At 43.2% G+C, this 23,073-nt stretch carries 18 protein-coding genes and 1 riboswitch; of the genes, 5 read left to right on the top strand and 13 right to left on the bottom strand.

Annotated elements, in window-relative coordinates:
* Window positions 1-93 precede the first annotated feature (93 nt).
* Entirely contained in the window at window positions 94-783 is a 690-nt protein-coding gene (locus tag EUBREC_RS02110) for a response regulator transcription factor (RefSeq protein WP_012741372.1), read from the bottom strand.
* Window positions 784-969: 186 nt separating this feature from the next.
* Complete coding sequence (metK, locus tag EUBREC_RS02105; protein ID WP_012741371.1) at window positions 970-2,151, bottom strand: methionine adenosyltransferase; 1,182 nt, start codon at window positions 2,149-2,151, stop codon at window positions 970-972.
* Between the two features lie 99 nt (window positions 2,152-2,250).
* Window positions 2,251-2,353, bottom strand: a riboswitch (SAM riboswitch).
* Window positions 2,354-2,600: 247 nt separating this feature from the next.
* Here metK and EUBREC_RS02100 point away from each other — a divergent pair.
* On the top strand, window positions 2,601-3,731 hold the full coding sequence (locus EUBREC_RS02100; protein ID WP_012741370.1) for an HD-GYP domain-containing protein: 1,131 nt from the start codon (window positions 2,601-2,603) through the stop codon (window positions 3,729-3,731).
* 158 nt (window positions 3,732-3,889) lie between these two features.
* Here the strand turns inward: EUBREC_RS02100 and EUBREC_RS02095 are convergent, their stop codons facing one another.
* The 10 genes from EUBREC_RS02095 to EUBREC_RS02050 form a co-directional block, all read right to left on the bottom strand.
* The gene (locus EUBREC_RS02095; protein WP_012741369.1) at window positions 3,890-5,182 is read right to left on the bottom strand and encodes a UDP-N-acetylglucosamine 1-carboxyvinyltransferase; all 1,293 of its coding nucleotides are present in this window, start codon (window positions 5,180-5,182) and stop codon (window positions 3,890-3,892) included.
* Window positions 5,183-5,369: 187 nt separating this feature from the next.
* A complete protein-coding gene (locus EUBREC_RS02090) occupies window positions 5,370-5,876 on the bottom strand; it encodes a shikimate kinase (protein WP_012741368.1) in 507 nt (168 codons plus the stop codon).
* Between the two features lie 251 nt (window positions 5,877-6,127).
* Window positions 6,128-7,081: a peptidyl-prolyl cis-trans isomerase gene (locus tag EUBREC_RS02085; RefSeq protein WP_012741367.1), complete on the bottom strand. Its 954-nt coding sequence runs from the start codon at window positions 7,079-7,081 to the stop codon at window positions 6,128-6,130.
* Between the two features lie 163 nt (window positions 7,082-7,244).
* Entirely contained in the window at window positions 7,245-10,778 is a 3,534-nt protein-coding gene (mfd, locus tag EUBREC_RS02080) for a transcription-repair coupling factor (protein ID WP_012741366.1), read from the bottom strand.
* Window positions 10,779-10,827: 49 nt separating this feature from the next.
* The gene (gene pth, locus EUBREC_RS02075; protein ID WP_012741365.1) at window positions 10,828-11,388 is read right to left on the bottom strand and encodes an aminoacyl-tRNA hydrolase; all 561 of its coding nucleotides are present in this window, start codon (window positions 11,386-11,388) and stop codon (window positions 10,828-10,830) included.
* Between the two features lie 28 nt (window positions 11,389-11,416).
* Window positions 11,417-12,220, bottom strand: coding sequence for a DNA-3-methyladenine glycosylase family protein (locus EUBREC_RS02070; protein WP_012741364.1), 804 nt, complete (start codon window positions 12,218-12,220; stop codon window positions 11,417-11,419).
* Between the two features lie 107 nt (window positions 12,221-12,327).
* Entirely contained in the window at window positions 12,328-13,296 is a 969-nt protein-coding gene (locus EUBREC_RS17650) for an RpnC/YadD family protein (RefSeq protein WP_012741363.1), read from the bottom strand.
* A 521-nt stretch (window positions 13,297-13,817) separates the two neighbouring features.
* Window positions 13,818-14,081, bottom strand: a complete 264-nt coding sequence (gene spoVG / locus EUBREC_RS02060; RefSeq protein WP_012741361.1) for a septation regulator SpoVG — start codon at window positions 14,079-14,081, stop codon at window positions 13,818-13,820.
* Window positions 14,082-14,104: 23 nt separating this feature from the next.
* Window positions 14,105-15,223: a glucose-1-phosphate adenylyltransferase subunit GlgD gene (glgD, locus tag EUBREC_RS02055; protein WP_012741360.1), complete on the bottom strand. Its 1,119-nt coding sequence runs from the start codon at window positions 15,221-15,223 to the stop codon at window positions 14,105-14,107.
* Window positions 15,220-16,494: a glucose-1-phosphate adenylyltransferase gene (locus EUBREC_RS02050; RefSeq protein WP_330361584.1), complete on the bottom strand. Its 1,275-nt coding sequence runs from the start codon at window positions 16,492-16,494 to the stop codon at window positions 15,220-15,222. The genes glgD and EUBREC_RS02050 overlap by 4 nt, the downstream gene beginning before the upstream one ends.
* A gap of 530 nt (window positions 16,495-17,024) precedes the next feature.
* On the opposite strand from EUBREC_RS02050, the gene murC reads away from it, so the two are divergent.
* From murC to EUBREC_RS02030, 4 genes are all read left to right on the top strand, one after another.
* Window positions 17,025-18,404, top strand: a complete 1,380-nt coding sequence (gene murC / locus EUBREC_RS02045; RefSeq protein WP_012741358.1) for a UDP-N-acetylmuramate--L-alanine ligase — start codon at window positions 17,025-17,027, stop codon at window positions 18,402-18,404.
* A gap of 257 nt (window positions 18,405-18,661) precedes the next feature.
* The gene (locus EUBREC_RS02040; RefSeq protein ID WP_012741357.1) at window positions 18,662-19,903 is read left to right on the top strand and encodes a DnaD domain protein; all 1,242 of its coding nucleotides are present in this window, start codon (window positions 18,662-18,664) and stop codon (window positions 19,901-19,903) included.
* Between the two features lie 37 nt (window positions 19,904-19,940).
* Window positions 19,941-20,924, top strand: a complete 984-nt coding sequence (locus EUBREC_RS02035; protein ID WP_012741356.1) for an ATP-binding protein — start codon at window positions 19,941-19,943, stop codon at window positions 20,922-20,924.
* A 57-nt stretch (window positions 20,925-20,981) separates the two neighbouring features.
* Complete coding sequence (locus tag EUBREC_RS02030) at window positions 20,982-22,175, top strand: ribose-phosphate pyrophosphokinase (RefSeq protein ID WP_012741355.1); 1,194 nt, start codon at window positions 20,982-20,984, stop codon at window positions 22,173-22,175.
* Between the two features lie 254 nt (window positions 22,176-22,429).
* Here the strand turns inward: EUBREC_RS02030 and EUBREC_RS02025 are convergent, their stop codons facing one another.
* Window positions 22,430-22,954, bottom strand: a complete 525-nt coding sequence (locus tag EUBREC_RS02025; RefSeq protein ID WP_015515540.1) for a bL17 family ribosomal protein — start codon at window positions 22,952-22,954, stop codon at window positions 22,430-22,432.
* Window positions 22,955-23,073 lie beyond the last annotated feature (119 nt).

Genomic DNA, 23,073 nt, shown 5'->3' with positions numbered 1-23,073 from the left:
CACTTTATATATACAACAAGGACATATCCTTTCGCATTTGAATTTGATATGTCCTATTAATACTACAATATCTACTATATTTTTTTAAAATCACTACAGCTTAAATCTGTATCCCACGCCCCAAATAGTCTCAATATACTGTGGCTTTGCAGTGTTCATCTCGATTTTTTCACGAATCTTCTTGATATGTACAGTGACTGTCGCGATATCTCCGACCGAATCCATATTCCAGATTTCCTTGAAGAGCTCCTCCTTGGTAAATACATGGTTTGGATTTTCCGCAAGGAATGTGAGCAGGTCAAATTCCTTTGTGGTAAACTGCTTTTCCTCTCCGTTTACCCAAACACGGCGGGCTGTTTTGTCAATCTTGATGCCACGAATTTCAACGATGTCATTTTCAGGTGTGGCGCTTCCGATCAGGCGCTCATATCTGGCCAGATGAGCCTTTACCCTGGCAACAAGCTCTGATGGTGAAAACGGCTTTGTGACATAATCATCTGCGCCGAGTCCGAGTCCTCTTATCTTGTCGATATCATCCTTCTTTGCTGAAACCATGAGTATCGGTGTGTTCTTTTTCTCACGAATCCGCTTACAAATCTCAAATCCATCAATGCCCGGCAGCATAAGATCCAAAATAAACAGATCAAAATCCTCCGCCAAAGCCCTTGCGAGACCGCTTGTGCCATCATTCTCCACCTCTACCTCAAAGCCGCTCAGCTCCAGGTAATCCTTCTCAAGATCAGCAATTGCAACCTCGTCCTCTACTATCAAAATTCTGCTCATATCCGTTCCTCCTGAAAATAAAAAGCCATGGAAACCGACTCAATGTCAGTCCCATGACTTAATTATATCATATATCCGGTAACTTCTGTCTAAATTTTCTCTAAATTCTTTCTAACTTTTTCTAAGAAATATAATGTATACTATCCGGCGCTCACAACCTAAAAAGCGCGAAGCCACACATATTGTTTAGAGATACTTCTTGAGGTCCTCAACCTTATCAAGTGCCTCCCAAGGCAGCTTGATATCTGTACGTCCAAAGTGTCCGTATGCCGCTGTCTGGCGGTAGATAGGTCTTCTGAGGTCAAGCATCTTGATGATTCCGGCCGGACGAAGGTCGAAATTCTCCCTTACAATTTCAACGATTCTGTCATCTGCAAGCTTTCCTGTGCCGAATGTATCAACCATAATAGATGTTGGCTGTGCAACACCGATAGCATATGAAAGCTGAATCTCACACCTGTCAGCAAATCCTGCTGCTACAAGGTTCTTTGCTACGTAACGTGCTGCGTATGCTGCTGAACGGTCTACCTTTGTACAGTCCTTTCCTGAGAAAGCTCCGCCGCCGTGACGTGCATATCCACCGTAGGTGTCTACGATAATCTTACGACCGGTGAGACCTGCATCTCCGTGTGGTCCACCTATTACGAAACGTCCTGTAGGATTGATAAAGAACTTTGTCTCATCGTCAATCATATCCTTTGGAAGAATTGGATCAAATACATATTTCTTGATGTCCTCATGGATCTGCTCCTGGGTAACATCCTCGTCGTGCTGTGTTGAAAGTACAACTGCCTCAAGTCTTACCGGCTTTCCTGCCTCATCATACTCTACTGAAACCTGTGTCTTTCCGTCCGGACGAAGGTATGTAAGTGTGCCGTCTTTTCTAACCTTTGTGAGCTGGAATGCAAGCTTGTGAGCGAGTGCGATTGGGTATGGCATATACTCCTCAGTCTCATTTGTAGCATATCCAAACATCATTCCCTGATCTCCGGCTCCGGTGTCGAGGTTGTCTGTAAGGTCGCCCTCTTTTGCCTCGAGTGCCTTGTCAACTCCCATGGCGATATCAGCAGACTGCTTGTCGATTGAAACCATTACTGCACATGAGTTTCCGTCGAGTCCCTTCTTTCCGTCATCATATCCGATCTCAAGTGCTGTTTTTCTGACGATTGCAGGAATATCAAGCTGTGCCTTTGTGGTAATCTCTCCTGTTACAAGGATGAAGCCTGTACAGCTTGCTGTCTCACATGCGACACGGCTCATCGGGTCCTGCTGTATGCATGCATCAAGGATGGCATCTGATACTGCATCGCAGAGCTTATCCGGATGTCCCTCAGTTACTGATTCTGATGTAAATAATAATTTCTCCATTAATTATCTGTTGCTCCTTTCATACTGTGTGACCAATATTTTTCCAATAAAAAACCACTTACTGCAAATAAGTGGATTAAAATTAAGATAATAAAAATCCTCTTATTGTTCGATTACTCGCTCAGGTTGGCACCTTCCTGTTTTCTAACGGGGTTGCCGTGACTTCATAGATCCTTTGTATCTCCATCACTCTGAATAAGAGAAGTTACAATATAGAATTTTTCAAATCTCTGTCAGCTATATTACTACCACATGATATATATGTCAAGTATCATTTTCTATACAGATTTATCAATAATCCATTTTCGATACCCTATTCATTATTTATAAGCTATTTTATGCAATTATTCTTTCTTCCTTTATTGACTTTCATAATTTTTGTAATTATACTTAAATTTGTATTTATAGTACTAAACACACAATATCAAAATAAATTTTTGGAGTAACTCATGATTAAAATCAGCATAAAAGATGCGCAGATTGGTATGGTGGCAGCAGAACCGATAAAGACCCCTCTGGGGCAGATACTTGCACTGCCCGGCACACCACTCACCCGTCAGCTCATCAACAAAATGAAGCTATATAAGGTAGGCAGCATCTCAATTCAAAACCCATCCTATGCAGTAGCACCGCAAGCCGGCGAAAATACAGCAAAGCGAGACAAGGTAAAACCTGTACCAAAAACCCGCGCACATGAGATGGTGACCAACATCCAGCGTGTTCAGGCCTCAGAAGAGTTCCTAGGCTTCCAGCTCAAATACCTCACATGCATAAATCAAATCAAGGATACCTTTGGCAAAATCTGTGCCGGTGAAAAATCCTTTGATGAGGCTGCGCTTCTTACTGCTGTCATTGACCTTTCCTCATCGTGCGGCACTACAATCGAGACCTTTGACATGCTCTACAACATGCGCACCATTGCAGACCCGTTGTACTCACACTGTCTGAATGTAGGGCTTATTACAAGGATGATCGGACGATGGCTTCATATGGAAAAGACAGATGTGAATACGCTTACTATCGCAGGAGTACTTCACGATATCGGTAAATGCAAGATTCCCGATGATGTGCTAAACAAGCCTGACAAGCTCACTGATGAAGAATTTGCGCTCATAAAAAAGCACCCACAGTTTGGTTTTGATTTGATTAGGGATCTGCAGATTGACTCCAGAATAAAGCGCACAGCCCTCATGCATCATGAGCGCTGTGATGGTTCAGGCTATCCTTCACAGCTTGACAGCTCACTGATTGACGACTTTGCCATGATAACAGCCATTGCCGACGTATATGATGCCATGACTGCTGCCAGACGCTATCGTGCACCACTTTGTCCGTTCGCTGTCATATCAAGCTTTGAGAGTGAAGGTTTTACAAAGTACAATACAAAGTTCCTGCTTTTGTTTTTGAAAAAGCTTGCTACCACATACCAGAGCAACCGTGTAATGCTCAACGATAGCCGGTTCTGTAATATTGTGATGCTCAACCCACATGAACTGTCACGCCCTATTGTACGTTTTGATGACGGCAGTATACTTGATTTGTCCACAAACCGCGAGTTTTTCATCAAATCTGTGATGTAAGCCGATTTATAATCAAAAGGGGGACGGAGTAGTTACTCAAAAAAATTATAAAATAACAAAAAATAAGAACCGTGCATCTACAGTAAGATGCTGCCGGTTCTTATTTTATATATTGCATTTATATTGTGTTTACATTTCATGCTTTACGTATATATCTATTACGATACCTTGAGTATGAACTTCTGAAGCTCCTTCTCATCCTCTACCCTGGCAATCTTTGCACCAATCTTTGTAAGCTTCTCCTCGAGTGCCTCATAGCCTCTCTGGATATAGTAGATATCATCAACCACTGTGATGCCCTCTGCTGCAAGACCTGCTATAACCAGTGCAGCTCCTGCTCTTAGGTCAGGTGCATTCACTCTGGCACCTGTGTATCTTTTCACGCCGCTGATGATTGCTATATTGCTCTCTACCTTTATATCAGCTCCCATTCTGGTGAGCTCGTCAACATACTTGAAACGATTCTCAAATATGCTCTCTGTCACTGTACTGGTGCCCTCAGCGATACCCAAAAGCACCGCCATCTGTGGCTGCATATCTGTCGGGAAGCCCGGATATGGAAGTGTGGTGACCTGTGTATGCTTTAAATGTCCATCTGATATTACTCTGACTGAGTCATCAAACTCCTCTACCTGGCAGCCTACCTCCAACAGCTTTGCTGTGGTGGCCTCAAGATGCTTTGGAATGACATTCTTTACCAGCACGTTGCCTCCCGCTGCCGCAACTGCAAACATGAATGTACCGGCCTCAATCTGATCCGGAATGACAGAATACTCTGTAGCATGTAATTTCTCCACACCTACAATTCTGATGACATCGGTTCCTGCGCCCCTGATATTTGCTCCCATGCTGTTTAAGAAGTTTGCCACATCAACGACATGAGGCTCCTTAGCCGCATTCTCGATAACAGTCTTGCCATCTGCCATGGCTGCAGCCATCATAATATTGATTGTGGCACCTACAGAAACCTTATCCATATATATATGTGTGCCCTTAAGCTCCTTTGCCCTGGCGATGACAAGGCCATGAGCTATGTCTATGTCTGCTCCCATGGAGCGGAAGCCCTTCATATGAAGGTCAATCGGCCTGCTTCCGATATCACAGCCTCCCGGAAGCGCAACCTCTGCATGCTTGTATTTTCCAAGTAATGCACCAATTAAATAATATGATGCCCTGATTCGTCTGATGAATTCATTATCGACATTTACGCCCCTGATAAATGAACCGTTTATCTTTACCTTGTGTATATCCACGCGCTCCACATGTGCGCCGATTTCTTCGATTGCCTGAAGTAAGACATTGATATCCCTTACATTTGGCAAATTATCTATTGTTACAGTCTCGTCTGTCATTATGGCAGCGGCCAAAATAGCAAGTGCAGCATTTTTGGCTCCACCAATTTCAACTTCACCGTATAAAGGATTTCCACCTTTGATTACGTACTGTTCCATATTCCACCTCTATGAATTCAGGAGTATACTTCCTCCTAATATACTATTCTCAATTTACACTATTGTTATACATCCAACTACAAATTTCATTTATGACGACGTATTTAAGCCGCCATTTGTGCCGGTGCTGCTTTTAATAAATGACGCAGCAGCTACTATTATCTAATCATATCACGATAAATAAGCACTATAATTCAAGTGCCTCCACCAGCTTCTCTACTGTCTGCTCCACATCAAGCCCCTCCTCGGAAACCTCGATGTCTGCATACTGCTCATACAATTTTGAGCGCTCTTCAAAAAGGGTTTCTAAAGTCTGCCCTTTCTTTAATACTACACCTCTACCCTTTATGTCTGCAAGTCGTTTTTCCAAAATGGCATAAGAAACCTTGAGATACACAACTCTGCCTATCTCCTTAAGATGCTCCATGGCCTCTTTTCCGTATACCACCGAACCGCCTGTAGCTATAATGGCCCTATCAGCCCTGATAGAAGCATTGACACGGTTCTCTACCTCTATAAAACCGTCCGTGCCCTTTTCCTCAATTATCTCACGCAGAAGCTTTCCCTCCTGCTCCTGTATCAGTAAATCCGCATCCAGGAAGCTGTATCCCAGCACCTTTGCAAGTATTACGCCTATGGTACTCTTTCCAACTCCCGGCATGCCTATAAGTACGATATTAGTTCTCTGTTCCATCTACTGCCTCAGTATTCTCTGTATCTGTACTATTGGTGCTTTCTGACTGCTGTGTGCTCTCTGTAGCGCTTGTGTCTGCTGCCTTTTTGTCCTTCTTGGTAGTAGTAAAATAATTGTGAATCTTGATCTTGTCAAGTTGCTTCTGCTTTACAGACCATTTTTCATCGTCCTGCCATCCTGAAAGGATGCCATTGTAATATTTGTCCTCTTTATTGCCCTTTACAGTCTTCCTGTTTGACTCTGTTGCTTTCTCATCGGTCTTTTTTGTCGAGCCTTACGATATAGTAAGTGCTGTCTGTGGTGATGAGGTCTGAGGTCTGTCCCTCCTCAAGGGAATTGAGTGCATCTACAACGCTCTGATCAAGATTGTTTGTAGTGTATACACTGTCCTTTGTCTTGCTGTCCGATGACTCTGAGCTCTCTGTAGACTCTGTGTCATCTGATTTCTTATCTGAATCATCTGTCTTCTCCGCATCCGGATCAACGTATGTGGCGTATGTGCCTGTTGTGGCTGTAGTGCCTGCTGCCTTGGCTGCATCCTCTAAGGATGATCCTCCTGCAAGCGCCTCTACCACTGCATCTGCCTGTGCCTTTATCTGTGCTGACTGCTCATCTGTATATGTCTGATACTGGTAATTAGAGTCATATGCACCCTTGTAATCAAGCTTCACAATGGTGTATGCAGCCATATTGGCTTCCTCATCCGTCACGCTTGAATCAGCATTTTTGATGATTGCAGCATACATCTTACTCTTTATGAGGCGAAGCTCTAAATATTCCTCGACAATCTCCTCTGTAGCACTCATCTCGTCTATCACATCATCGGAATTTGCCTTCATAAACTTCTCTGCGGCCTTTTTGATTTCCTTTTTCTCATCATCAGAAACCTCTATATCGTAATCTGACTGATGCGCCTTTAATGTGTAAAGCTCATGAGCCTCCTCGATAGCATTTTTCTTCCATGTTTCAAGCACAGTATTATTGCCTGATACTGTCTTGTCCCAGTAGCCCTCGCCCATGTACTGTATATACATATCATCATAACCGGCCTCCTGGTACCTTATCATAAAATTAACAAGCCCAAGCTTGATATCCTCTTTATCTAATGTCGCAACTGTTGCGGTTTTATTTATTGCACATCCTGTAAAAGCTGTAACTGAGAGTGTTGCAGCTAATAACATAGCTATTACTTTTTTCGCTTTCATTGTATCTATCCTCTTTAAAATTGGTATAGTATCGCTCGTATATTATAGAGCTTTTCGGGCCTGCTGGCAAGCATTTTCTAAACTTTGTAAATTATCGTCAATTTCGCGTAAAGCATGTGGTGTTTCCTATGCTATATGCTACATGATTCCAAAATTCGGGTAACTATTCAGCCGTAATCAGTTCCTTACGCATTTGCGAAATCAGTTCCTCCACCACATCAAGCACATCCCGCTTCTTTGCCACGCTGCCATTTTTTAAATCAAATGTGAAATATGGGTTTTCTGCCATATTGAATTTGAGGGAGGATTTATACCGGGCAATAAGCTCCGGTATCTTCTCCGGATTTATCCTTGCCCGTTCAAACATGGTAAGCTTTATCAGTGAGCCGGTCTGCTTTATCTCAGTGATATATACGGCATGTGCCAGCGCCTTAAGCCTTGCCACGCGAAGCAGGCTGAGCACTGATTTTGGTGGTTCACCAAACCTGTCTATGAGCTCCTCGAGCATCTCATCCTTCTCTTCCTCTGTCTCTATTCCTGCAATACGCTTGTATATATCCAGCTTCTGGAATTCGTTTGCAATATAACCTGCCGGAATATAAGCATCGGTCACAATATCCACGGTCGTGTCAAATTTGTCACTGATATCCTCGATGCCCTTTGCCTCTTTTACAGCCTCGCTCAACATCTTGCAGTACAAATCGTAGCCCACTGCCTCCATATGTCCGCTCTGCTCCGCGCCGAGCAGATTGCCCGCACCGCGGATTTCAAGGTCTCTCATGGCAATCTTAAAGCCACTGCCAAGGTCTGAGTACTCCTTTATCGCTGCAAGACGCTTTTCTGCCACCTCTTTTAACATCTTGTTGCGCCTGTACATGAGGAAAGCATACGCAGTACGATTAGACCTGCCGACTCGTCCGCGGAGCTGATAAAGCTGTGAAAGTCCCATGTTGTCCGCATCGTGTATAATCATTGTATTGACGTTTGAGATGTCAAGTCCGGTCTCTATAATGGTCGTGGATACAAGCACATCTATTTCACCATTGATGAAACGGTACATGATGCGCTCAAGCTCCGTCTCCTTCATCTGTCCGTGCGCAAATGCAACAGTCGCATCCGGCACCAGCTCCTGCAGCTTTGCCGTTATGTCTGCTATGTCGCGCACCTTATTGTACACATAGTATACCTGTCCGTTTCTAGCAAGCTCCCTGTTAATTGCCTCTCTGACAAGCTCATCATTGTACTCCATGACATATGTCTGAATCGGTACACGGTCCATCGGCGGCTCCTCAAGCACGCTCATATCCCTTATGCCGATTAAACTCATGTGGAGTGTCCTCGGAATCGGTGTAGCGGTCAGTGTGAGCACATCGACATTGACCTTCATCTGCTTAATCTTCTCCTTGTGAGTCACTCCGAAGCGCTGCTCCTCATCGATTACCAAAAGCCCCAGATCCTTAAACTGTACATCCTTTGAGAGTATGCGGTGTGTTCCGATAATGATATCGACCTCACCCTTTTTAAGCTTCTCTATCGTCTTTTTCTGCTCCGCTGCGCTTCTAAAACGGCACATCAAATCCACATTCACCGGAAAATCCTTCATCCTCTGCGAAAACGTATCATAAATCTGCTGCGCAAGAATAGTTGTCGGAGCAAGATATGCCACCTGCTTGCTGTCCTGCACCGCCTTGAAGGCCGCACGGATTGCAACCTCAGTCTTGCCGTAGCCCACGTCACCGCAAATCAGTCTGTCCATTATTTTATGGCTCTGCATATCAGTCTTTGTGGCTTCAATTGCAAGAATCTGATCCTCAGTCTCATCAAAAGGAAAAAGCTCCTCAAACTCTCTCTGCCATACCGTATCCTCACCGAAGGCATATCCGTTTTGCTGCTCACGCTGTGCGTACAGCTTCACCAGGTCTCCCGCAATCTGCTTTACCGCACCTCTGACTCTATTCTTTGTTCTGGTCCATTCCTGACCTCCAAGCTTGTTGAGCTTTGGTTTTCTGGCATCCTTTCCGGCATATTTTTGTATCATGTCAAGCTGGGTGGCAAGAATATAGAGATTGGAGCCACCCTGATACTCTATCTTGATGTAGTCCTTTACCTTTTTGTCCACCTCAAGCTTTTCAATGCCGCGGTAAATACCTAGTCCGTGGTTTTCATGCACTACATAGTCCCCAACCGACAAATCGGTAAAGCTCTGTATTTTTTCACCCTCATAGGTGCGGTGACGCTTCTTTTTCTTCTGCTGCGCCCCAAAAATATCTGACTCCGTAATCACGGCAAACTTTAGGATAGGATACTCAAAGCCTCTTCTCACCTTGCCGTAGCAGACCATAATCTGCCCCTCAAAAAGCTCATGGTCGTAGTTTTCAGTGTAAAAGCATGTGATTCCCTGGTCTGTGATATCCTCTGAAAGCCTCTTTGCCCTTGTCCTTGAACCGGATAAAAGAATGACTCTGTAGCCGTTTTTCTTATAGCGCTTTAAGTCCTTTATCAAAAGCTCAAAGCTGTTATTGTATGGGCTGACACTCTGACAGTGAATACCATAGCTTCCCAGCTGGTGCAGTCCGTTTGCTTTATTATCAAGCGCAGCGAGTGCGATGCACGAATACTTCCCAAGCTTTGCCACTATCTCCTTCTCTGTAAAAAGACCGTTCATCTGCCCCGGAAGTATATATCCCATCGCAAGTCTCTGCTTCATGCTCTCTGAAAACTCGGTCTCTGTAAGCTTTCCCTGCTCTGTACATCTGGTCAACTCATCAAAAAATATAAGGCTGTCCGATGGATTAAAATAATCCAAAATCCCGACTCTCTCGTCAAAAAAGTACGACAAAAAAGCATCCATGCCTGCATACATGGACAGTTCTCCCCACTCCTCGGTAAGCTCGTCTGCCATCACAGTCACTCTGTGTGCTTCCTCTGTCTTCATCTGCTTTCTAAGCTTGTCAGACACACGCTTTGCCTCTGCCTTAAGCTTGTCAATTCCCCCGGCCTTTTCCTCATCGCTAAGTACAAGCTCTGCCGCCGGATATATGCTCACCCGATCAATATTTTCAATGGATTTCTGGCTCTCGCAGTCAAAATATCTGATGGTGTCTATCTCGTCTCCCCACAGCTCAATTCGGATAGGATTCTCCTCCGTCAGTGGAAAAACATCAAGAATACCGCCCCTGACAGAAAACTGTCCCATAGTCTGGACCTGATACTCTTTTTCATAGCCCATTCTGATAAGAGCAGCCTGAATTTCCTTCAAATCCAAAAGCTGTCCCTGCTCAAGTGTAAGCACGTTTTCCCACATCTTTTCTATAGGCGCCATCGTATTCATCAGCGCATCAAAGGTGGTCACAAGCGTCACTCTCTCCTGCTCACGGATAGCCTTCAAAGCCCTGATACGCTCTGCTGTCAGGAGATTGCCCCTGATATCCGACTGGTAAAAAAGCACATCCTTTGATGGATAATACACCACCTCTTTGTCAAAAAAACTGTACTCATCGTACAGTTCCTTCGCCTTCTGCTCTCCAAAGGTCACAATAAGCTTGTTTTTCCTGTGGCCTCCAAAGGCATATATCATCTGTGATTTTTGCGCATCTATACATCCCGTGACAGATATAAGTCCGGACGATTTTTCTGCCGTTTTTGTCATCTCCTCAAAGCCCGCAAGGGAAAGGAGTGGCTCTGTAAATGCTTTCACTTTCAATTCTCCATTTCTGTCTGTTCAAAATCACCTTGTCGATTTCCAGCTAGTTATATATGTTCATAGCCTTATCCGTCTCGCCCTGCATCATAAGAACTGCTGCATCCATCGCATGACCGATAGCTTCCTCCACCTTTGCCCTGTCCTCAGAACTGAAACGCCCGAGCACATGGTCAGCAAGATCCCAGCCCTGCGGCTTCTCTCCAACACCGACCTTGATACGGCTGAAGCCCTGTGTGCCGGTCATTGCAATGATGCTCTTAATCCCGTTGTGACCGCCGGCGCTGCCCTTTTTGCGGATACGGATACGCCCCGGCTCAAGCGAAATATCATCAAAAATAACAATCATTTCCTCATCCGGATCAAGCTTATAAAAATTCATCACCTCAGCAACAGACTCGCCGCTTAAGTTCATGTATGTCTGCGGCTTCACAAGCAGCACCTTCATGCCCTCAATCACTCCGCTTCCACAGAGCGCCTTGTGCTTTTTGTCTGTCACACTTATATTATATTTATCCGCAAGCGCATCTATCACATCAAATCCGATATTGTGTCTTGTGTGCTCATATTTTTTATCAGGATTTCCAAGTCCTACTATAACGTACATCGTTTATCCTTTCTCTTTCTCATATCATTTACAATTCAAAATAAAACAAATACTGCTGGATAATTCCCGCCACACCCTTGTAGCGTTCAAAATCAAAGCCGTCACTATAATATTTGTCCAAAAGCTGCTTTACATGCGTATCTATCGGAAACGCATCCACATGATGTAAACCAAAAAGACATATGCAGTTCGCCACCTTTTTGCCAATTCCTTTGCGAGTAAGCAGGCTTTCCATCGCCTCATCATAGCTCATTTTGCGCAGATTATCAAGCCAGTCAGGATTATTAGCGCCATACCCATATATTTCCTTCAGATACGGTGCCCTATAGCCAAAGCCCATGCTCCTGTCATCAAATACCTCATCCGGTACCTCAAGAGGCTTGGGAAATGTATACAGTTCTCCCCCCTCTGCACTGCCGTCTATTTTATGTCCGCACCGCCTGCAAAGTAAATCCACACTGTTTGTGATTCGCTTAATGTTATTATTCTGGGAAATCATAAAAGTAACAATCATCTCCCACAAATCCTGCCTTAAAATGCGCACACCACTGCCATATGCATATGCCTCCTTCAGATGCGCGTCATCTCCGTCTGCTATCAGCTTTGCAATCCCCGCATAATCCGTATCCATATCCAGATAGCTTTTCCATATATTGTTCCAGTCTGCCTCATCACAGTCCAACTCAAACTCATTCCCATCCTGCTTAATCCGAAGCGCCCTGTCAAATGCCACTACCGTGTATTCATTTTCTCCTGTATTCTTCCATCTAAAGCACTGACCACTGTCAGCAATCTGTTTTAAATCCAGATTATCTATTTTCGTCTTGTACATATCTGTTTGTCTATCCTCTTTTATTGTAGCTATACTCTAAAAAGCCGGTCTTTCTGTGGCTTATTGTACCACGGATAGACCGGTTTGTGTGAAATATATTTAGATTATTATACCAGCTCAGGAATTTTATATCCTGCTTTGCTCATCGCTTTTTCAAATTCATCGAGCGACATCTCTGCCTTCTCGGCACCTCTTTTTGCAGAATAGTCTCCCTCCTGTACTGAAAGATAAATTTCAAAAAGACGGCCCTGCTGCATTCCTCTCTGCATTCCCTCCTGAATGCCACTTTTTTTATGATCATCCCATGCCTTACACATATTTACCACCTCTTCCTTTTCATCATACTTAATGTCAGTTCCTACAAATAGATTGATAGCTGCTACTGTCTCAATATCAACCCTTGTAAAGGTTTCGTCGTTTGTAATTAAATCATTCAGCTTTTCCTCATCTGACGCATTTTTCAATAACTCAAACAATGGCCTGAGCCCTGTCTCGAACTTGGAAAAGTCTGTAATTTCCAGTGGATTCAATAAATTAATCCTGTAATCATTGATGAATGGGAGTATTCTTTCATCCATCTGTGGCATCATCTCTGCAAGGCTTCTTGGCCCATCCCACTGTGTAGTTCCAAGATACAGTGTGATTGTAATCACCGGTGTCAGCTTATCATCAAGTGTAAAGCCCGACAGAAACTCGTCCGAAGACCTGTAATCCTTATTTTTCCGGTGACGTTTCTTTGCCTCGTTGACCTGTTCTCCGTAATTCAATGCATCATAAATCATAGTTTTAACAGGCATCGCATAATGAATGTCTGTCTGCGCTTCTGCTCCAATTAAGATAACATACATTTCCCCTGTATGCTTCACGGAAACACTTTTTAGCAAATCTCTCCATTTCTGCTTAACAATCTGCTTCTTATCAATACCGAAAACTGATAACACCTCTGTGGTGTCACATTCCTTTAAATCCTCCGGTTTGATAACCTTCTCTCCGTCAAACAATACATAATTACAGATTTCACTAAACCTCGTATTGTCCGACAAATACTCCTTTGCCTTCGAGTCCTTTGTACCCAAATTAACCTCCTCTTCTTGTGTGAGCAGGAAAATCTGAAGTCGAATAAAAATACTGTATACTTATGCTTTCCACGTATATGATGTGTACAATAATCACTTATATAAAAGCCGGCAAAATCCCTACCCCCTCTTTTCTCGCAATGTTTTCACATCTGACATTTCAATTTTCCTGCTATTAACTGGTAACATAAAGCATTGAAAATTTCCATGTCTTTGTCGAAAAATGCGAAGTGGTCTGCCCTCTTCAAAGTGATACTCACCGGTAAAAATATGCTGTGGTGTCGTATTTACAGAAATATAATGCTTTGAGTTGATTGTAGCACAGAGAGGACAGTTTGTCATCAAATTTCTCTCTAAAAGACGAGGGTCTAAAATGAATATATGCTTACTTTTTATTCTCTAATCAAACCCTTATTACACAAAAACCGCGCAAGCCAATCTCCTCCGATGCACTTGCGCGATTTCGTCTGATATACACATACCAAAATTATTATTTACATTTGCTACAGCATTTGACTGTTTTATACATTCTCAATCTCTGTCTTATACTTTTCAAGAATCATATTCTGGATATTCTCGCGTGTGGCAGAGTTAATCGGATGGGCTATATCCCTGTACTCGCCATCGTTTGCCTTGCGGCTTGGCATGGCGATAAAAAGTCCCTTTTCTCCTTCGATTACCTTGATGTCATGTACCACGAATTCATCATCGATTGTGATTGACACAACCGCCTTCATCTTGCCCTCTTTTTCTACCTTACGAATTCTGATGTCTGTAATCTGCATATTTTTGTCCCCCTGGTCTGTTTTTAAATTACATATCTTACATTTTTTTCTTTTACTATCATGACTCCATCCTCACCACAATAGCAGGTGTTTGGATTGATGGTTCCACGGCTCTCTACGATGCAATTTTCGAGGTGCACATTGTCGCCTATGTAGACGTCATTGAGCAGCACGCAGTTCTTCACGGTAGTGTTTTTGCCCACAAATACCTGCTTGAAAAGCACCGAATCCTCCACGCTGCCGTTTATGATACAGCCACTTGATACGAGGCTGTTTGAAATGTCTGAGCCCGGATTAAACTTGGCCGGTGGCAGGTCGTCCACCTTTGAGCAGATGGTCGGCTCCTCCCTGAAGAAATAGCTTCTGATGTCAGGTCTTAAGAAATCCATATTGGTCTTGAAGTATGCATCAATATCAGCGATATTGTTCCAGTATGAATTTATCTTGTAGCCATATATTTTCTTTACATTTTTGTAGCGCACGAGGATATCATTTACGAAATCGAATCTGTTTTCCTCAGCTGCCGCCTCCAAAAGCTCTATGAGCTGTCGTCTCCTGATGACATAGATACCTGTGGAAATGGTGTTGGATGAGGCCTCGATTGGCTTTTCATCAAACTCTGTGATTCTTGACTCATCATCCATGCGTACCACACCAAAACGGCTGACATCGTCGTTGTACATCATGTCCTTGCATACCACTGTAATGTCTGATTTTTTCTCGATGTGAAAATCAAGCACTCTGTTGAAATCCAGCTTGTATACACAGTCACCGCTGCTGATGATGACATATGGCTCATGGCGTCTCTTGAGAAAATCAATGTTCTGATACATCGCATCTGCCGTGCCCCTATACCAGTCACTGTTGTCCGCTGTGACTGTAGGTGTAAAGAGGAATAAGCCCCCCTGCTTTCTGCCAAAATTCCACCATTTTGATGAGCTTAAATGCTCATTCAGTGAGCGTGCATTGTACTGGGTCAGTACTGCGACAGTCTGTATATGTGAGTTTGACATGCTGCTGAGCGCAAAATCTATGCTTCTGAAGCTGCCTGCTACCGGCAGGGCCGGTACTGCTCGTTTTGCTGTCAGTTCCTTCATCCTATTATTGTTGCCGCCGGCCAAAATTATTCCTATTGCCTTCATTTTCCGTCACCTGCCTTGATAATAACTTCTCCGCCCTCAAGCACACCGTCTTTGTAATCCTCTTCGTATGTAACACCGGAGATTGCTGTATTTTTGCCTATCTTTACCCCGTCCGGTATCACAGAATCTTCTCCTATAGTGACCAGCCCAAATGAGTATATGCTCTCATTTAATACGTTCGGCTTCTCCTGTCCGAAGCCAAGTGTCACATTGTCGCCCACCTTGCAATTTTCGGCAATGATGGACTTGTCTATCGTGACATTGGAGCCTATCTCCGTGTCACACATGATGATGGAATCACGTATTACTGCGCCTCTTCCAATCTTGACGTTGGCACCTATAACAGAATGCTCCACATGACCATAGCATTCACAGCCCTCACCCATGATGCTTCGCTCCACATGACCTCCTTTGGCTATATAAAGTGGCTCGATTGCATCATTCTTTGTGTAAATCTTCCAATACTCCTCGTACAGATTAAACTCCGGAATGAGGTCCACAAGCTCCATATTGGCCTCCCAGTATGAGCCCAGTGTACCTACGTCCTTCCAGTATCCGTTGAACTCGTATGCAAACATACGTCTGTCGTTTTCAAAGCAGTATGGTATGACATGCTTGCCAAAATCACAGTTTTCCTGATCCTTTAGTGCAAGTAATGCTTCCTTTAGCACCGGCCATGAGAATATGTAAATGCCCATTGATGCGAGATTACTGCGCGGATGAACCGGCTTTTCCTCAAATGCATTGATGCGCTTATCATCATCGGCTATGACGATACCAAATCGGCTGGCCTCCTCGATAGGCACCGGCATGGTTGCTATGGTCACATCGGCATTGTTTTCCTTGTGGAAATCAAGCATCACCTCATAGTCCATCTTGTAAATATGGTCTCCTGACAGTATCAACACATAGTCCGGGTTGTAACTGTCTATATACCTCATATTCTGGTAGATTGCATTGGCTGTACCTGTGTACCACTCGCTGTTGCCGCTCTTCTCATAAGGAGGCAGTATTGCCACTCCTCCATTATTCCTGTCGAGATCCCACGGAATACCTATTCCGATGTGGCTGTTAAGTCTGAGTGGCTGATACTGTGTAAGTACACCCACTGTATCAATGCCTGAATTGATGCAGTTGCTAAGCGGAAAATCTATGATTCTGTACTTTCCACCAAACGAAACTGCCGGTTTTGCTACGTTCGCTGTCAGAACACCAAGTCTGCTGCCTTGACCGCCTGCTAAAAGCATGGCTATCATTTCTTTCTTAATCACGTTATCACTCCTCGTCTGTCCTAATTTTTGTTGTGCCATCCGGTTCCCACCACTTGTTTCTGTAATAACCGTATCTGTAATGCTTCCATAATAAATCACAATTGTTTCCATATAAATTATAGTTGCTGCTGCATAAATTGCAGTTACAGCTATATACTTTAAAACCATCAAATTCATATGGTCCGGATGAATTATTTTTATATAAAAAAAATTATACCACAGCCGCATTACCACTTCAACATTTTTCACAAAACCAAATAATATTTTTCTTTTTTTTCGACATTTTGCACAAGTGCCATTTATCGTATATCTGTTTAACCTGCTATGGTTCTTATCATTTGAAAGTCATGCCTGCTTTCACCTTATTTTTCCTTTGCAAATACTATATTTAGTTGTATAATTAACATAAAGTAACTATTCAGAACAAGAAAATCTGTTGCTTACATGCAATCATGACGCATCGGCTTTTTGTTCTCAGTGTTTCTTAATAGTTAAAATATAAATTATAATAAATCAGGCAGGTAAAATTAATGTATAAAATAGATTTCAGCAAACCAATACACATCCATTTCATAGGCATCGGCGGTATCAGCATGAGCGGTCTCGCAGAGATTCTGCATGAGGAGGGCTTTACAATTTCCGGCTCCGATTCAAAGGAATCAGACCTCACAAAAACTCTTGCGGCCAAGGGCATAAAAGTCATATATGGCCAGAGCGCAGACAATATCACCACCGGTATCGACCTGGTAGTTTACACTGCTGCTATCCACGAAAGCAATCCTGAGTTTGCCGCAGCAAAAGCAGCCGGTATTCCAATGCTTACCCGAGCCGAGCTTCTCGGACAGATTATGGACAATTACGATTATTCTATCGCTGTAGCCGGCACACACGGCAAGACTACCACCACATCCATGATCAGCGAGATTCTTCTCGCCGCCCAGACAGATCCTACCATTTCCGTAGGAGGTATTTTGTCATCTATCCACGGCAATCTGCGTGTGGGCGATTCAGAGTACTTCATCTCTGAGGCGTGTGAGTACACAAACAGCTTTTTGAATTTCAGACCACGCTACAGTATTATTTTAAATATTGAGGCTGAGCATCTGGATTTCTTCAAGGATATCAACGACATCAGGCATTCCTTCCGCGAGTATGCATCAAACACTCTCGCAGGCGGTGCTACCATCATCAACGGTGAGATTGACCGCTATGAGGAGATTGTCGCAGGGCTTCCTCAGAAGATTATCACCTATGGCTTTGATTCAAAATATGATTTCTATCCGGAAAATATAACCTATGACGATAAAGCTTGTGCATCTTTTACAGCTATGAGACAGGGTAGTCCACTTTTCGACGTAAAACTCTCTGTTCCGGGCGCTCACAATGTAAGCAATGCGCTCGCAGCCATAGCTTTATCCACCACACTCGGTCTTGATGAGGAGTCTATCCTCACAGGCCTTGACAAATTTGGCGGTGCTGACAGACGTTTCCAGTACAAGGGCAAGGTAAACGGCGTCACAATCATTGATGACTACGCCCACCATCCAACCGAGATCCGTGCAACACTGACAGCTGCACAAAAATATCCACATGACAGGCTTGTCCTTTGCTTCCAGCCACACACCTATTCCAGAACCAAGGCATTCTTAAATGATTTTGCCGATGTTCTTTCAATGGCAGATGTTGTGGTGCTTGCTGATATCTATGCTGCGCGTGAGCAGAACACATATGGTATCTCATCTAAGGATATCCTGGATTTATTGCTCGAAAAAGGTGTGAATGCGCACTATTTCCCATCATTTGAGGAAATCGAGAAATTTTTATCAGAAAATTGTGTAAACGGTGACCTGTTGATAACAATGGGTGCCGGAAATGTAGTAGAAATCGGCGAAGACCTGCTTAAGAAATAAGTTATCCACGTTATCCACATACAAAATGTTAACAACTCTCATTTTGTGTGTGGATTTTTTAAATAATTTTCAACAGCTTATATACCCTGTGATACATTGATTTTTCAATTATTTTACACAGTTATCCACGTTATCCACATTTTTTTGTGGACTCGGAAAGCCCGAGTTTACAAGGCTTGTAGCACTTTTACCATCTTCACACGGTTAAAATATTGTGCTATAATTGCTCACAGGTTAAGCGAAAGAGAGTTTTTTATATGACAGCGATAAACATTAGCAGTGACATAGCAACATCATTCACTACTTTGTCAGATATTTTTATAGATCAATACATGCCAAAGGCAAACGGTGAGTTTGTCAAGGTATACCTTTATCTGCTCCGTGCGACAGGCTCCGGGGCAGGCATAGCAACTATTTCAGAGATTGCCGATCATTTCAGCAATACTGAAGCCGACATCATACGTGCCCTCAATTACTGGGCCTCTGAGGGCATTTTGCAGGTGCAAACCGGCGCTGATGGCCAGATTATGGGAATCAACCTCTGCAGTCTTTCTGTATCCGGTATGCAGGCTGCTCAGAGTAATATACAAAGCGCTGTGGCTGATAATGCCGCGCAGAATAATTTGCAAAACGGTGTTGTTAATAATGCTACACAGAATAATTTGCAAAACGGTGTTGTTAATAATGCTGCACAGAATATTTCTACCGCAAATATTCGTATGCAGGATTCTGTTGTGGAAAAGCTTAAAAACCAGGCTACTGACAAGCCTGCTCCTTCACAGAAGGAATACACACTTGATGAGATTAAGGAGTTTAGAAAGAATCCTGACATTTCAGAGCTTTTCTTTATTATAGAGACATATTTGAAGCATACGCTTTCATCCACAGACACCAATATGGTGCTCTACTGGCTGGACGAGCTTCATTTTTCTACCGACCTGGTGGAGTATCTCGTGGAGTACTGCATTACCAAGGGACATTCAAGTCTTCGTTACATGAACAAGGTTGCTCTCGGCTGGGCCGATGCCGGCATAAAGACCGTAGACCAGGCAAAGGACGATGCAGCCGCTCACTCACAGATTTACTATTCTGTAATGAAGGCTCTAGGCATCACAGGCCGCAATCTGGTTGACTCTGAGGTGTCACTCATCAACAAATGGGTCGGCGAATACGGTTTCGATATAGAGCTTGTAAAAGCCGCCTGCAGTAAAACTATTTCAGCTATCCAGAAGCCAAGCTTCGAGTACACAGACTCGATACTCGCGAACTGGAGGAAAAAGGATGTACATACATTAAAGGATGTTGAAGTGCTTGATGCCAACTTTGCCAAGGCCAATAAAGCCTCTGCTACCGGCTCATCACAGAGTACAAATGCTGCAAACGGTTCCTCAAAACCCAAAAGCAATAATTCAAGTTCCAAGAATAAATTTAACAACTTCAATCAGCGAAACAATGATTACGACAAGCTGGAGAAGCTGTTTCTGAATTCTACGGTATGATTTTTCAAGTTAGATTTACACATCCCAAGGAGGATATATGGCACTTACCAATGCTCAATATGATGAGATAATGCGAGGCTACGACAAACGCCAGCTTCAGAACAAATACATACATGACAAGCGTATTGAGGAAGCCTATCGCAAGGCGCCCCGCCTCAGGGAGATTGACTCTGAGATTGCATCAGCCTCTGTCAGGCAGGCGTACAGGCTTATGGATGGTGATGAGAATGCTCTTGCCGCTTTACGCCTTGCAATCGAGGACTATAAGGAGGAGCGTGCTGCACTGCTATCCACACTCGGATATCCGCTTGATTATTTTGAGCCTATTTACACCTGTCCAGATTGCCACGATACAGGATACATAGACGGTCAGAAATGTCATTGTTTCAAGCAGGCTATTATCAATACCGTTTATTCGCAGTCCAATATCAGGGAGATTTTGTCTCGTGAGAATTTTTCCACGCTCTCATTTGATTATTACTCAGATGAGCAGAAAAATCCTGCGACAGGACTGTCTGCTCTTGCCACAGCAAAGCTTGCAGTGACGAACTGTCATGAATTTATAGACAATTTTGAAAACAAACCTAAAAATATATTTTTCTACGGTAATACCGGTGTCGGAAAGACTTTTTTATCTAATTGCATTGCAAAAGAGCTTTTAGATGCAGGCTACTCCGTAATTTACTTTACAGCATTCCAATTATTTGATATATTAAGCAAAGGTGTGTTTGAAAAGGATGCAGATGCCATCGCAGCGCACCAGAATATATTCGACTGTGATTTACTTATCATAGACGATCTCGGAACCGAGCTTTCCAACTCATTTACCACATCACAGCTTTTCCTTTGTGTAAATGAGCGTATACTGCGACAGAAATCTACTATTATTTCCACTAATCTGAATCTGGAGCAGATAGCAGATATTTACTCCGAGAGAACACTTTCAAGAATTTCAAGCAATTATAGTTTTATCAAGCTCTTTGGAGATGACATACGAATTAAAAAGCGTCTTTCCAAATAACGCTTTTTATATTATATATTTAGTTTATTTATTATATGGTTATATGGAGGAATAACAATGCCAAACGATGAGAGAATTTTGGAGACTATGCCAACCGGTACACTTGGACTTGTTGCAACTGACAGTTGTATAGGTCTTGCCCAGAAGGTAGATGCATACTTACAGGGCTGGAGAGAGCACAGAGAGCACCAGCATGCTAACGAGAGTGCTTTCAAGGACTACTACAAAAACAGCTACATTATCAAACCTTCTACACCTAGATTCGGTTCCGGCGAAGCTAAATGTGTTATCAACCAGTCAGTTCGTGGTTATGATCTGTACATCATGGTAGATGTAACAAACTACAGTCTTACCTACACAGTATGCGGTCAGACAAACCACATGTCACCTGATGACCACTACGCAGACTTAAAGCGTGTTATCGCTGCAGCCGGCGGAAAAGCAAGAAGAATCACAGTTATCATGCCTTTCCTTTATGAGAGCCGTCAGCACAGACGTACAGGCCGTGAGTCTCTTGACTGTCCATTAGCTCTTCAGGAGCTTATCAACATGGGTGTAGACAATATCATCACCTTCGATGCTCATGACCCTCGTGTGGTAAATGCTATTCCTCTGAACGGCTTTGAGAATGTAATGCCTTCTTACCAGTTCATTAAGGGCATTTTAAAGAACGTAAAGGATATCACTATTGATGCTGACCATCTTATGATTATCTCTCCTGATGAGGGCGCTACAAACCGTGCTATCTACCTTGCAAACGTACTCGGAGTAGACATGGGTATGTTCTACAAACGTCGTGATTACAGCCGTATCGTTGACGGACGTAACCCTATCGTAGCTCATGAGTTCCTCGGAACAAATGTGGAGGGTAAGGATGTTCTTATCATCGATGATATGATTTCTTCCGGCGAGAGTATGATAGATACAGCAAGAGAGCTCAAGAAGCGTAAAGCTAACAGAATCTTTGTTGTTTCTACATTCGGTCTCTTTACAAACGGCTTTGCTTCATTTGACAAGGCTTACGAGGAGGGTCTCATCTACAGAGTAGTTACAACAAACCTTATCTACCAGTCACCGGAGCTTCTCTCTAAGGAGTACTATATCAGCTGTGACATGAGCAAATACATCGCATACCTCATTGATACATTAAACCACGACTGTTCTATCAGTGATCTTCTCTCACCATATGACAGAATCAAGAAGTGTGTTCAGAAGTACAATGACGAGCAGGCTGCAGCAAAAAATAAATAATTAAGCGCATTTATAAAAAGCCGTGTGAAATTAATATGTACCCCTTTTACTGGATATCCAGTGAAAGGGGTATTTTTATGCGTTACAGTTACGAATTCAAACCAAAGGCAGTCGAACTATACATGCAAGTAAAACGCATCAGTTTTTCTCAAAGTTTAGAATAATTATCTTAGTAATATAAAAAACCAGAGAAGTGAGTGTCATCCACTCAAATCTCTGGTTTAATTTAGTCTAAGATTTATACCGATTAAATATTAAACTAACTCAAGGAGAACCTCTAAAGCTCCGTCACCTTTACGCTGTCCAATCTTAACGATTCTTGTGTAACCACCGTTACGATCAGCATACTTAGGAGCGATCTCATCGAATAACTTGTTTGTTACATCGATAGTCTTTGTTCCCTTCTTTGTGCCGTCAGACTCTTTAGCTGTGTAAAGAACCTTAAGCATCTGTCTTCTGGCATGAAGACGTGAAGCAGAATCCTTCTTGATTTTCTTCTCTACTTCGTCATAAACAGTAACTTTCTTTCCGTCTACAACCTCTTTTACTCTCTTGCCATCTTTGTCCTTGCGGGCAACCTTAGCTGTTACAGTAACCTCTTCGAAGTTGTCTTTCTCTTTTACTGCTAATGCGATAAGACCCTCAGCGATCTTACGAACCTCTTTAGCCTTAGCCTCTGTAGTAACGATCTTTCCGTTAACAAGAAGCTGTGTAACCTGACCTCTGAGTAAAGCCTTTCTCTGGCTTGATGTTCTGCTTAACTTACGATATTTTGCCATTTTAATTTCCTCCATTTGTGGGACATCCGGTCACGCTCTTCGGTCTTACTGCCAGACATCGTATCTTGTTGTGATAAAGCTTTGCCTTATTTCAAAAAGCAAATGCTCAAATCAGTTGC

The sequence above is a fragment of the Agathobacter rectalis ATCC 33656 genome, from assembly GCF_000020605.1.
Lineage (GTDB): Bacteria > Bacillota > Clostridia > Lachnospirales > Lachnospiraceae > Roseburia > Roseburia rectalis.
The sequence above is the reverse complement of the archived record's forward strand: the minus strand, read 5'-3'. Positions and strand labels throughout refer to the sequence as shown.